At 59.7% G+C, this 13,006-nt stretch carries 12 protein-coding genes; 7 read left to right on the top strand and 5 right to left on the bottom strand.

The genetic code is table 11. The annotated features are described in order from the left end of the window. The first annotated feature begins 52 nt into the window (after positions 1 to 52). A complete protein-coding gene (locus VGL01_RS11045; RefSeq protein WP_331569188.1) occupies positions 53 to 1,171 on the top strand; it encodes a porin in 1,119 nt (372 codons plus the stop codon). A 94-nt stretch (positions 1,172 to 1,265) separates the two neighbouring features. On the opposite strand, the gene VGL01_RS11050 is transcribed toward VGL01_RS11045, so the two are convergent. The 5 genes from VGL01_RS11050 to VGL01_RS11070 form a co-directional block, all read right to left on the bottom strand. Continuing rightward, on the bottom strand, positions 1,266 to 1,961 hold the full coding sequence (locus VGL01_RS11050; RefSeq protein WP_331569190.1) for a GntR family transcriptional regulator: 696 nt from the start codon (positions 1,959 to 1,961) through the stop codon (positions 1,266 to 1,268). Between the two features lie 142 nt (positions 1,962 to 2,103). Continuing rightward, on the bottom strand, positions 2,104 to 3,735 hold the full coding sequence (locus tag VGL01_RS11055) for a bifunctional 3-(3-hydroxy-phenyl)propionate/3-hydroxycinnamic acid hydroxylase (RefSeq protein WP_331569192.1): 1,632 nt from the start codon (positions 3,733 to 3,735) through the stop codon (positions 2,104 to 2,106). Positions 3,736 to 3,816: 81 nt separating this feature from the next. Next, positions 3,817 to 5,256: an aldehyde dehydrogenase family protein gene (locus VGL01_RS11060; RefSeq protein WP_331569194.1), complete on the bottom strand. Its 1,440-nt coding sequence runs from the start codon at positions 5,254 to 5,256 to the stop codon at positions 3,817 to 3,819. Between the two features lie 19 nt (positions 5,257 to 5,275). Further along, a complete protein-coding gene (locus VGL01_RS11065) occupies positions 5,276 to 5,839 on the bottom strand; it encodes a VOC family protein (RefSeq protein WP_331569196.1) in 564 nt (187 codons plus the stop codon). Positions 5,840 to 5,919: 80 nt separating this feature from the next. After that, positions 5,920 to 6,774 carry a fumarylacetoacetate hydrolase family protein gene (locus VGL01_RS11070; protein ID WP_331569198.1) on the bottom strand — a complete coding sequence of 285 codons (855 nt, stop codon included), beginning with the start codon at positions 6,772 to 6,774 and terminating at the stop codon, positions 5,920 to 5,922. Positions 6,775 to 6,921: 147 nt separating this feature from the next. Here VGL01_RS11070 and VGL01_RS11075 point away from each other — a divergent pair, with 147 nt between their 5' ends. The 6 genes from VGL01_RS11075 to VGL01_RS11100 form a co-directional block, all read left to right on the top strand. After that, positions 6,922 to 7,503 (top strand): amino acid synthesis family protein, encoded by a 582-nt coding sequence (locus VGL01_RS11075; RefSeq protein WP_331569200.1) that lies wholly within the window; start codon positions 6,922 to 6,924, stop codon positions 7,501 to 7,503. Positions 7,504 to 7,578: 75 nt separating this feature from the next. Beyond that, positions 7,579 to 8,691, top strand: a complete 1,113-nt coding sequence (locus VGL01_RS11080; protein ID WP_331569202.1) for an alcohol dehydrogenase catalytic domain-containing protein — start codon at positions 7,579 to 7,581, stop codon at positions 8,689 to 8,691. Between the two features lie 81 nt (positions 8,692 to 8,772). Next, entirely contained in the window at positions 8,773 to 9,330 is a 558-nt protein-coding gene (locus VGL01_RS11085) for a cupin domain-containing protein (protein WP_331569204.1), read from the top strand. A 26-nt stretch (positions 9,331 to 9,356) separates the two neighbouring features. Next, a complete protein-coding gene (locus VGL01_RS11090; RefSeq protein ID WP_331569206.1) occupies positions 9,357 to 9,956 on the top strand; it encodes a malonic semialdehyde reductase in 600 nt (199 codons plus the stop codon). A 204-nt stretch (positions 9,957 to 10,160) separates the two neighbouring features. Further along, positions 10,161 to 11,420 (top strand): MFS transporter, encoded by a 1,260-nt coding sequence (locus VGL01_RS11095; RefSeq protein ID WP_331569208.1) that lies wholly within the window; start codon positions 10,161 to 10,163, stop codon positions 11,418 to 11,420. A gap of 534 nt (positions 11,421 to 11,954) precedes the next feature. Then, on the top strand, positions 11,955 to 13,006 hold a 1,052-nt coding region (locus VGL01_RS11100), incomplete at its 3' end, for a hypothetical protein (RefSeq protein WP_414720226.1).

Here is a 13,006-nt window from a genome sequence, read left to right on the forward strand (position 1 = left end):
GTCTGTTTGTGCGTTAAATGTGATCTGAGCAATGTAACCGGAGGAGACGATAGTGAAGAAGCGCATCATGGCCGCGGCGACAGTCGCGGTGGGAACGTGTGTCGGCGCCGTGCCGAGTGCGCACGCTCAAAGCAGCGTGACGCTGTGGGGCTTGCTCGATGCCGGCGTGTCGTACATCAGCAATATCGGAGGACATTCCGCATGGAGGATGGACGACGGCATCGCGCTGCCGAACCTGATGGGGTTTAAGGGCTCGGAAGACCTGGGCAACGGCACCCGCGCGGTTTTTCAGTTGACGACACAGTTCTCTTTGAATGGAACGCTCGTTTCCCAGAAATCGAACGGCAGCGGCTCCGGAGTCGGTCTATTCGCGCGAAATGCGTGGGTGGGTCTGGATAACGATCGGTACGGGAAGCTCTCGCTCGGCCGCCAATACGACTTCATGGTCGACACGCTGTTTGCAGACGTGGGCGCCGATATAGCGATGTATGGCGGCGGCTTTTATCAGTTTCGCGATGGCCCGTTTGCCAAGCTGGGCATTCCAGATTCACCACCGGATGAGGCGTTCGATTTCGATCGGATGAACGGCGATACCCCGCTGAATAATTCGGTGAAATATACGAGTCCGCTTTTCGGAGGGCTGCGGTTCGGGGGCATGTACGCCTTTGGCGGCACTGCCGGGAATTTTCGTCAGAATAGCGCGGATAGTTTCGGTGCGAGCTACACCACCGGGCCGTTCGCATTCGGTGCAGCCTATACGGACGTTCGCTACGCGGCGATGCTCGGCGACAGCATTCGCAACTTCGGCTTCGGTGCGAAATACAACGGACAGAAACTGCTGTTGACGGCGCTCTTCACCAATACGCGCAACACGCAGAACGGTGCGGCGGTGAACGCCGTGGAAGTCGGCGCGCTCTATCGCTTTACGGCGGCCTTTTCCACAAGCCTCGCCTACACCTATATGTGGGGCAATGCAGGGGTGGATCACAACCATGCGCATCAAGTTGGCGCCGTTGCCAAGTATTTCCTGTCCAAGCGTACGGCGGTTTATGTTCAAGGCGCCTATCAGTTGACCAACTCTGGCGCTACCGCAGCCATCAACGGGACCTTCGGCCCGTCGAGCGGCCGCTCGCAGTTCATCGGCCGGATCGGCATGCAAACGATGTTTTGAGGACGCGAATGTCGGCCAGGTGAGACAAAACGTTGCCTTGCCGATATCGCCACAAAGGAGGCGCCGTGCGGTTTCAGATCAGCACGGCACTTGCTTATTGGACCGTCGCTAATTGGCGCTCGAGCGCGCCTGTGACACGTGTCAGCGTGCCTTCGATATGCTTGCGCAGCAGACGCGCAGCCTTTTCCGCGTCTCGATCGATCGCAGCCTTCATCAGTGCCTCGTGTTCGCTGTTCTTATGGCGCTCTTCGGTTCGATGCAGTGCGGAATAGCGGCGGTACCGTTCGGCGCGATCGAAGAGCGAAGCCACCATATTGGAGAGCAGAGCGCTGGGCGTGGCCGACAGCAACGCCATATGATAGGCGCGGTGGCGTTCGGACCAGTCGTCGTCGAGTGCTACCGGGCCGGAGCCGAGACGTTTCTCCGCGAGGCTCAATCGATGAAAGGCCGTGAGCACGGTCACTTCCCATTCTTCGTCGCCATGCGCGATCGAATCGCTGAGCGCCTCGAGTTCGAGCAGGACGCGCAGCCGTGTGATGTCTTTGAAATCGTCGATGCTGATTGGGGCGACCCAGAACCCACGGTTTTCCGTCGCTTGGACGATGCCGTCTTGTGCGAGCCGGTTCAAGGCTTCGCGGATCGGCGAGCTGCTGAGGCCGTATGCCTTGGAGAGGCTTTCGACCTTGAGGCGGGTGCCCGGCGCGAGTTCGCAGCGGATGATGGACGTCTTCATCCGGGCGAAGGCTACATCGATCAGCGGTACACCATTCGAAGCGGATGTCGAGTCCATGGGTTTGAGTTGACTACGCATTTGTCGATGAGACGCATTTTATGCGCAAAATTGATCGATATGCAAGATTGAAGTGTTTTACCGCGTAAACAAAAAAAGCGCGAGGGTAGGATCCCTCGCGCTGCACAGAGTGCGTTTTCGATCAGGCGCAGGCTGAGGTTGCGGAATATTCGTGAGCATTGCTCGCCCTCAGCGCAGCGGCCAACTCACTGATCATCGCAACTGCGTCTTCTGCTTTGCGGCAGCCGCCGTATACGTAGTGATCGGGCCGCACGATCACTACGGCGCAACCATGCCGCTGCATCCAACTGACGAGTACGCCATCGGCGTCCTGATAGGCATATGACGGTGCACCGGCCTTGAGCGGTTCAGTGCCGATCACGACCCGCGCCGCCGGAATATCGCTCAGTGCATCCCATTGCGCCACCATGCGTTCGATGATGGCTGCATCGGTGTCGTTCTCGACGACGATGCGAAACGTCATGCCGGTCGCTTCGTCCAGCAGGCATTGACGACCGTCTGCGGTTTTGACGAGCGGTTGCGGAAATAATTGACCGCGCGGGCCGTCACTCGATGCGGCGAGGAGGCCCGCGTTGAGCGGGGGAATCAAAGATTGCCTGATGGTTCCGCGCGGATTGGCGGCCATTTCTTCGAGCAGGCGTTTATCCCGCTCGAGTGCAGCTACGGGATTGCGCTCGCATATCACCTTGCCGAGTGATTTCGTGACGAGCGTGGTTTGCTTCACATGCGGGAGCCGCTCGGCCTGATAGGTGTCCAGCAGGCCGGGACCGGCCGCGCCGCGGTTGACGAGCGTGAGCTTCCAAACGAGATTGGCTGCGTCACGGATGCCTTGGCACATCCCCTGCGCCAGAAACGGGGGCGTCATATGCGCGGCGTCGCCGAGGAAGAACACGTGCTGCGACCGCCATTGGCGCAGGACGAGGGCATGGAAACGATAAGCCGAGGCGCGCCAGATGTCGTATTCCCTTTCGTCGAGCCAGCGCGAGATGAGCCGGCGGACGAACGCGGGCTCCGTGGCTTGTGCGGGCGTTTCGCCTGCGTTGATCATGAATTCCCAGCGCCGGACTTGACCCGGCCCGACTACGAATGTGCAAGGGCGTTCGATCTCGCAGTATTGGACGTTCGTCGCCGGCAGGCTTGCGCCGCACCCGTCCTTGAGGACGATGTCGACCACGAGCCAAGGTTCGTCGAAGTCGAGATCTTCCATCTCCAAACCGAGCCCCGTGCGGATCGGGCTCGTGCCGCCGTCGCATGCGAGCACATAGTGCGATCGGTACGTGCTCGGTACGTTCGGCAGGTTCTTCTCGTTCGACGATTCGACAACCGTCACCGACGCCCCGTCGTCGCCCGACGTCACGGCTTCGACTTGCGCGCCGAGCTTGACTGTCACCGACGGGAAGCGGGCTAGGTTCTCGCGCAGGATGCCTTCGATCTGGGGCTGCATGAAAACGTAGTTGGGTGCCCAGCCGAGTTGGAACGGCGGCTCGGCAGCCTCGATGCGGCGAATCAGGCTGGAATCGGTCGTGCGATATTCCGAAGGGCGATAGGGCATGACGTAAGGCGCAAGCTTGTCGGCGAGTCCGAGATTGCCGAAGATCCGCATGATTTCGTGATCGAAGCCCATTGCACGAGGTTTATCGAAGACCGTCACGGACTTTTCGAGCACGAGCGTGCGCAGCCCGGCCTCGCCGGCCAGATTGGCTGCGACCGCGCCTACCGGTCCGAGCCCGACGATGATCAAATCGAAGTCCACGTCTCCTCCTTAAGGAATGCTATTGCGCAAGCGCGCGCGGCAGCGTTTGCGGTGCGCTGGTCGTCTTGGCCGGCGCATGTATTAATCGAAGTATGCCTTTGTGTAAGCGGTCTTGACGGTCGTGAAGAAATCGACCGCATACGTGCCTTGTTCGCGCGGCCCGTAGCTGGACGCCTTCGTTCCGCCGAACGGCACGTGATAATCCACGCCGGCGGTCGGCACGTTCACCATCGTTATGCCGCTTTTCACATGCCGCTTGAAATGCGCCGCGTATTTGAGCGAGCTCGTGCAGATGCCGGACGAGAGCCCAAACGGGCTGTCGTTCGCGACGGCGAGTGCTTCCTCGTAGCTGTCTACGGCGATGGCGCACGCGATGGGGCCGAAGATCTCTTCCCGTGCAATGCGCATTTTCGGTGTCGCATCAACGAATAGCGCAGGCGATAGGTAGTGGCCACGGGTGTCTCGCGTCAGGAACTGGCCTCCGCAGGCAAGCTTGGCACCCTCGTTTTTGCCGATGTTCAGATAGCCCTCGTCGTGCCGCAACTGCGACTCGTCGACTACCGGGCCGATCTGCGTTTGCGGATCGAGCGCATGGCCGACGCGTAAGCTCTCGACCGCTTCCGTCAGACGAGAAACGAACCGGGAATAAATTCCCTTTTGCACAATGAACCGGGACGAAGCGGTGCACCGTTGCCCCGTCGAATAGTAGGCACCTTGAACCGCGCAATCGATCGCGACATCGAGATCCGCATCGTCGAGAATGACGAGCGGGTTCTTGCCGCCCATTTCGAGCTGCATGCGCGTGAACTGCTGCGCCCCGCGTTGCAACAGCGTGCGCCCGGTTTCGACAGAGCCCGTGAACGACAGGGCGTTGACATCGGCTGACGAAACGATTGCGTTGCCGACGACGCTGCCGCGTCCCATGACAAGGTTGAACACGCCCGCGGGAATTGCGCTGCGAGAAATGATCTCGGCGAGCGCCCACGCCGATGCGGGAACGAGATCCGCGGGCTTGAACACGACGCAGTTGCCGTAGGCGAGCGCGGGCGCGATCTTCCAAGCCGGAATGGCGATCGGGAAATTCCAGGGCGTGATGATGCCAACAACGCCGACGGGTTCCCGTGTGACTTCCACGTCGACCAGCGGACGAACGGACGGCAGCTTTTCGCCGCCCGTGCGCAGGACCTCTCCGGCGAAGAACTTGAAGATTTGGCCGGCGCGCGCCACTTCCGCGATACCTTCGGCAAGCGTCTTGCCTTCCTCGCGGGAAAGCAGCGTGCCGAGTTCGGTTTGTCTCGCCAGCAACTCGGAGCCGATGAAATCCAGTGACGTCGAGCGCGCCTGAATGCCGCTATGCCCCCACGTGCCTTGTGCCGTGCGAGCCGCTTCGATGGCGGCTCGCGCACCGTCGGCATCGGCTTGGGCGTATTCCCCGACGACATCGTCCAGGTCGGACGGATTGAGGTCGCTGCGCGATGCCGTGCTTTCGTGCCAGTGGCCACCGATAAAATTGCGCTTCATATAGAGGCCCGGTTGGTACTCAAGCGTCGAACGCCACGCGCTGGGCGGCAATCCGCTCGCGCATCTCGGCAATCCAAGCCTCGCGCGACAAGAACCCGGGACGGCGCAGGCACATCGCTTCGGTCTGCTTCAGGATTTCGTCTATCGAAAGGTCGAGGTCGAGCGGTTCTCGGCACGGCTGAGCGGTGAAGAACGGACTATCGACGTACAACTCGATGGGGTTGCCTTCGGGATCTTTGAAATAGATCGACCAGGCGTTGCCGTGGTCGACTTGCTCAATGCCTTTGACCCCGGCTTTCACGGCCCGCCGATAGTACGACTGCAAATCGGCGAGCGAATCGAGCAGAAGCGACAATTGATTGACGGGGTTGAACGGAAGATCGGTCGGCTTTCCATCGAACAAGACGAGTTGATGGTGGATCTCGGGATCTTGCGTCATGAAATACAGACGGTGGCCTGTCGAGGCGACACCCCTGTCGCTGACGACGAAGCCCAGGAATTTTCGGTAGTAGTCGACCATCATTTCGAGGTCGCTGCAAAAAATCCCGCAGTGCGTGAACTGAATTTTCGGCAACGCTGCCATGGATGTCTCCGGATGTCTCGTTTGCGTTTTGTTCAACTGGTTGGACGTTTAGATGCAGGGATGCTCATGCATCTGCCCGTTCACGCCTCGTCTGCGACGGGGTTCGACAACGTTCCGATGCCCGGAATGACGACGTCGAATGTATCGCCCGGCTTCAGAAAGATCGGCGGCTGACGCTTAAAACCGATTCCGCTCGGCGTGCCCGTCGCCAAGATATCGCCGGGTTGCCAATCTAGGGCCTGCGAGACGTAGGCGATCAGGTGGGGAATGTCGAAGGCGAGTTCGGATAGCTTGCCGGTTTGCATGCGTTCGCCGTTGAGCACCCCCTGAATCGACAATTCCCGATAGTCCCGGATTTCATCCGCGGTAACGAGCCAGGGACCGAGCGAACCCGTGCCGCGGAAGTTCTTGCCCATTCCGTACTGGTGCGTATGAAACTGCCAGTCGCGCACGCTCGAGTCGTTGAAGCACGTGTAGCCGGCGACGTGACCCATCGCATCTTCCGCTTTGATGTGCGAGCCGCCGTTGCCGATCACGACCGCGAGTTCGGCTTCGAAGTCGAAATGCTCCGACACGCGCGGCCGGATGATCGGCGCGCCGTGCGCTACGAGCGTTTGAGCGAAGCGATGAAAGATGACCGGGTACTGTCCCACCGTGCGTCCCGCCTCCGCGGCGTGGGCAACATAGTTGATCCCGACGCAGATGATCTTGTTCGGCCGAGGAATGACCGGCTCGAGCGCAACCGCGGTAAGCGCGAAGTCGTCAGCCTCGGCCGCATCGACGAGCCGCCGCGCCTCGTCGAGTGCGGCCGTGTTCGATACGAGCGCCGCGAGATCGGCGACGGCCGGCAGCCGTGTCGCCAGATCGACGATGCCCTCACCCTTGACTGCGCCGAATCCCGGTTGGCCTTGGTGTCGGTACGAGACCAGTTTCATGTGTTCGCTCCTGATGGGCATAAAAGATATTTTTGTGCATATTACACCGTGATGGATATAATGCAAGCGCTGGCGTGTGAGATAACGCCGGCTGAGTAGTCGATCTAGACGAAGCAGTGGATGCGAACTATTTCCTCGGAGCAGCGGATGTCGCTAGTCAATGTAAGAAAGGTCAAGCTGGATATCGAAGAGATCTGGCACGAAGGCGGTGAGCGGCTCGGCGAGCCGCTGGTGGTTGCCGTGGCGACGGCGATCGTCGCGAATCCTTACGCGGGACGGTACGAGCCTGATCTTTTGCCGTTCATGAGTGCGTTGCGGCAGCTTGGAGCGGATCTTTCGTCCCGTCTCACGGCGCAGTTGGGCGGTACATCGAAGGTGCAGGCATATGGAAAGGGCGCGATCGTCGGCGAGGACGGCGAACTTGAACACGGCGCTGTTTGGCACGAGGCGGGCGGCTGGGCGATGCGCGAAACCTTGGGCGGCCCGAAGGCGATCGTGCCGTCGGCCAAGACCATCGGCGGAGTGGGCACACGTCTGATGGTTCCGCTCGGTCACATTCAAGCCTCCTATGTCCGCAGCCATTTCGGAACGTGCGAGGTCACGGTGTGGGACGGCCCGCGCCGCAACGAGATCGCGTTTGCACTGGCCATGGCGACGGGCGGACGCGTGCACGCGCGGCTCGGTGGATTACAGGCCTCGGAAATCCAAGGGCTCGACGGGCTGCGGTGATGTTCAGGTAAACGATGATTTGATTTGTGCACAAAAATACATATCGTGCACGTACTGACAAACAGGAGACAAACGATGGCGACGAAGATGATGCGGGCGGCGCGCATGCACAACGTAGGCGAGCCGATGGTAGTGGAGGACATCCCGGTTCCAGCGCCGCGCCCGACCGACGTGCTCGTAAAAGTGAAGGCATGCGGCATCGTGCCGAATCTCGGCAACGTCCTGAGCAATTGGGAAAAATGGTTTCCGCATCTTCCGCTACCGAAGCTGCCGGCTATCTTCGGTCTCGATGCGACAGGCGTGATCGAAGAGGTAGGGAGCCAGGTCCATGCGTTCAAGCCGGGCGATCGCGTCTACGTCAATCCCGCGCGCTATTGCGGCGGATGTCGTGCTTGCCGCGCCGGCGATACGACGGCGTGTCCCTACTACACGTTCAACGGCTACTTCGGCTTCAGCAAACGTTCGCAGGCATTGTTCGACGATTATCCGTACGGCGGCCTGTGCGAGTACATGACTGCACCGCAATACAGCCTCGTGAGCATTCCGGACAATCTCAGTCACGAAACGGCCGCGCGTTTCGGCTACTTGGGCACGGCATATCGCGCATTGAAGAAGGCCGAGGTCGGCCCCAGCAGCACGATTCTCGTGAGCGGCATCAGCGGCACTCTGGGTATCGGCGTTGCGCTCTTCGGCCTAGCGATGGGTGCGAAGAAGATTCTCGGCACGGCGCGTAACCGGGAACTCCTGCAGCGCGTCAAGGCGTTGGCGCCCGATCGCATCGAAGTCATGTCGCTCGATGACGGTTCGGTCAGCGAGTGGGCCGAGCGCGTGACGCAAGGGGCGGGCGTCGATGCGGTTATCGACGCATTGGGGCCCGGTGCACCGCAAGAGACACTGCGGGAGACGTTGAAGACGCTGCGGCGGGGTGGCCATCTGATCAATATCGGCGCCGTGGCGGGCGAAGTCCCGATCAATCTGCACTACATGATGGACAACGATCAGCGCTTTAGCGGTTCGGCTTGGTTCACGGCGGGACAGGGGCAGGAGATGGCCGATATGGTGGAATCGGGTGTGGTCGATTTGTCGGTGTTCGAGCATTGCACCTTCAAGCTCGAAGACATCAACACTGCACTCGGCGGCATCGAGAATCGCAACGGCGGCTTCAGCAATTACGTGATTTGCCCTTGAGCATGGCATGAGCCCCTGGCCGGCGAGTGACTTTCCGGCCGGGCGTGTGGCCTTTCTTCACCTCCCGCATAGAGTGTATTGATGACTATCCGACGCGTGGTAACCGGTCACGACGACAAAGGCCGCTCCGTGGTGGTTTACGATGGCGCCACGCCGCGCACCGTTAACTTCGAATCGATCCCGGGGCACGCATTCGCGCAGGTTTGGACGACACCGCCTACGCCTGTCGTGCCTTCTGGCAATGCCGATCCCACCGACGGGCAAACCGATCTACTGCCTCCTTCGGGCGGCACGAGCCTTTTGGTCGTCACGTTTCCGCCCGACAGCACGATGAGCGCTCCCGGCTTCGACCCCGTCGCCGCGGGCGAGGAGTGCCTTGCTCGAATGCCCGACCTTGCGCGAACGTTCGAACCCGATTGCCCTGGCATGCATAGGACCGATACGGTCGATTACGGGATCGTGCTGTCGGGAGAGATTTGGTTGGAGGTCGATGATGGAAACGAGACATTGCTACGTCCGACGGATGTCGTCGTGCAGCAGGGTACGCGGCACGCGTGGCGCAACAAGAGCGATGCGCCCGCGGTCGTCGCGTTTCTAATGGTGGGCGCTAGCCGCCGGCAGGGCGGGGCGGCGTTGTGAGTGACGCTGAATTGGAGTACGCACCGATGACGGAGCCTCTCCCTCTAGATAGCCGGACTCGAGCGCAATTGTTGACACATGCCCGGAGTCAGAACGCTTGGCTTCCTCGCCCGGTGTCCGACGAATCGCTGCGTGAACTTTACGAACTCGCCAAATGGGGGCCAACGAGCATGAATTGCTCGCCTATGCGCGTAATGTTCGTACGTTCGATGGCGGCTCGCACGAGGCTACTGTCGGCGGTTTTGTCCGGCAACGCGGAGAAAGTCCGCACCGCGCCTGTGGTGGCGATCGTCGCTCACGATACGGCGTTCTACGAGCAACTACCGAAGCTGTTTCCCCATCGTCCGAATGCGGGGGACCTTTTTCGGGATCGGCCCGCGCTCGCCGAGGAGACTTGCTTCAGAAACAGTTCGTTGCAGGGTGGTTACTTCATTCTCGCGGCGCGAATGCTGGGGCTCGACTGCGGACCGCTGTCGGGATTCGATGCGGCGGCTATCAATTCGCTGTTTTTCGAAGGCACGTCGTTGCGTGTCAATTTTCTATGCTGCCTTGGCTATGGCGATCCGTCTGGGCTCTTTCCGCGTAGTCCTCGATTGGAGTTCGACGAAGCCTGCACGATCGTGTAGCGCGTTTGACTAGCAAACTATCGACCGCGAGGCGATAGCGTTCCGTTCGCGAACTTTAGACGCAGCGGCCCCCCTGCAGGGACAAGCTTTTCCATTGCAATTCGACGTAAATAGTTAGTAGTACGAAATAAATAGATTTTGGTGGCATTGCCAGGCCGAACCGAATGAAACCCTTTCGAAGGCCTCACTGGAGGAGACGAGAACATGGATACGCCAGGAAAGCACGATAGTGCTTATGAGTTGAAAACGGTATTGCTGTTGGCGGTTGGTTTTGGGTTGGTCGGATTGGATCGATGGATGGTCGCGCCATTGTTCCCGTACATGATGCGTGACTTGGGATTGAATTTTCAGCAGCTCGGGAATTTGATCGGCGTGCTGGCGGTTGCCTGGGGGGCGTGGGCGATCGCGAGCGGGCCGATCTCGGATCGAATCGGCCGCAAGAAGATCCTGGTGTGGACGATGATCGCCTTTTCGTTGCTCTCGAGTTGTTCCGGTCTCGCGACGGGTTTCGCCAGTCTCATGCTGATCCGGGGGATCATGGGTATCGCCGAGGGCGCATTCACGCCGGCCAGCGTGGCGGCTACCAGCGAAGCGTCGCTCGCTTCAAGGCGGGGTTTCAACCTCGGCTTCCAAATGAGCATGTTTTCGTTGCTCGGGCTTGGCGTCGCCCCAATTCTCGCCACGCAGTTGCTGCGTGTCATGCCCTCGTGGCATTGGGTTTTCATGGTTTCCGCTGTACCGGGCCTGATCGTGGCGGGGCTGTGTGCCAAGATCCTTCGCGATCGCCCGCGGGCGGCAACGTTGCGCGCAAACTCAATCAATCGTCCCAGAGCCCAGTGGCGCTCGATTTTTGCCAATCGGAATGTCGTTGTGGCAATCGCAGCGATGCTTTGCGCAATGTCCGGTATTTTTGTCATCGGCGCGATGGTGCCGACGTACCTCATCACGGTGCTGCACTTGAACGCGCAAAGCATGGGCTTCGTTGCGTCGGCGCTGGGTTTCGGCGGCTTCATCGGCTCGTTCAGCTTGTCCGGGATCTCCGACTACGTGGGGCGCAAGGTCGCTGCGATCGGTGCGTTCGCTGTTGCGGCGGTTCTGCTGTTCATGTTCGCGAGGACAGGCGCGGATCCCGCGAAGCTCTTCGCACTCCTGTTTGGTATCTCGATGTGTTCGATCGGCTTGCTGAGTTTGTTGTGCGGCCCCATTGCAACGGAAGCGGCTCCCGCAGGACTCGTCGCGTCGACGATCGGTTTGATTTCGGGGATCGGCGAGATCTTTGGCGGAGGCGTGGCACCCGTCATCGCCGGGTATATCGCTCAGAATTTCGGATTGCCTCATGTCTTTGACTTCGCGATGGGAGGCCTCGCACTGGGGATATTCGTCGTGCTTATGCTTGTTGAAACTGCACCTCGACGTAGGGGCGCGGTGGTGTTGACGACCGACGAACCTCGGCAAGCAGCATGAAGCAGATGGAAAGGTAGAGCGCGAGCTTCTCGAAAGTGAGAATCGCTATCTGTGGGCGCGCGTAAAACAGATAACGCGGACGATCAACTCATTGGCCCAGTTTTTCAGCGCTATTTCGTGTGAACATAATCAGCATGCGACGCACTGATGTTCTAAACGAGCGTTACAAATTCTTACGGGACTGAGAAAATTCAAACGGTTATATTACCGGCGCGAATGGACGATCCCACCCACGGGGTTCCTGCGGTCAACTGTTCAATTCGCCGGTGCGCTATTGTCATACGAAACAACGGCGCGCCGATGCACCAAGGCCTCCTCATAAGGTCTGAGCAAGCCCTTAAAAGGGGCGCTCACTCAGCGGTATTCATTTAGTTTCCTAGCGTTCCCATCTCGTTGTGCCGCATGGGCAACGGTCGGGCTCGAATCATCGGGCGGCCCCTCCGTGCCAAACGCAACTACAGAGCGCCATCAAGTCGCGCCCTGATGGGGGATTTGCTTATTTTGTTTTTGTTAAAGATCAACCTACTTAATACCATGGCATTCTTAAGAAGGAAGCGAAATATCATATCGTCGGTTTTATTCGCCGCGGGGGCAATAACGGTTGCAGGTTGCGGAGGTGGTTCGGGCACCGATTCGCTGGGAGCGACCCAGCACGCACAAGGTGGCAAACATGGCACGACTTCCACCTCGACTTCGACAACGTCAACGACCCCAGCCGATCAGCAACGCACCTTGGCTTTGCACATAGCGGATTTCATCCTGGCGCAGCAAGACGTGAATGGCGCAATTCCGGATGAAGCCGGCAGCGACACTGCGAACGAAGACTCCAATATGGAGTATGCATTGATCGGTCTTGCTGCGGCATACGAGGCGACGCGGGACGGGAAATACCTGACCGGCCTGGAAAAAGGTATCGCATGGCTCGCTGCTCGCGAAGAGATGGTGGACCCCGCATGGAAGGGAAGCTGGCGTTACGTCTATTCGATGACCCCGCCGTATGATGCGGTGCCCACCTCCCCGGGCGCGGGCGTCGCGGATGTTCGTGGTGTGGATGCAACCTCTGCCCTGTTTGTCTATCTCCTGTACCGAGACCGTCAACTGACCGGCAGCACAGCTCTCGTCACCCAGTACGGGGCCAACGCTCGGGCAGCGCTTGATTTTGTTCTGGCTCACAACATCAACCCCAGCGGTTTTTCGGGTAGCTCGTGGCAACGGGCAACAGGAAGTGCGACCTGGACATTCTGGCCTTACGAGTACGCGGCCGATCAAGGCGACGTGTACCTTGGCATGAATGGCGGGGCGTTGCTGTTCCCTGACAACCCGAAGTACGCAGCAAAGGCGCAGTTCCTCCGAGCGAACGCACCGACTCAGTTCTATCTGACAAGCGAGCAGCGGTATGCAGTTGGGCGCGATCCAGACAGCCCTCTGGATACGGATTTGGGTATCGACACCATCTTCCCGCAAGGTTACCTGCCGTGGGTGTTCGGCTCGAACACACACAGTGCAAGCTCGGTCCAGTGGCTCATCAACCAGACGCATGCCGACGGTAGCATCAATTCGCCTTCAACCGACCCCGCCTACGCGCT

The organism is Trinickia sp., from assembly GCF_036503415.1.
GTDB lineage: Bacteria > Pseudomonadota > Gammaproteobacteria > Burkholderiales > Burkholderiaceae > Trinickia.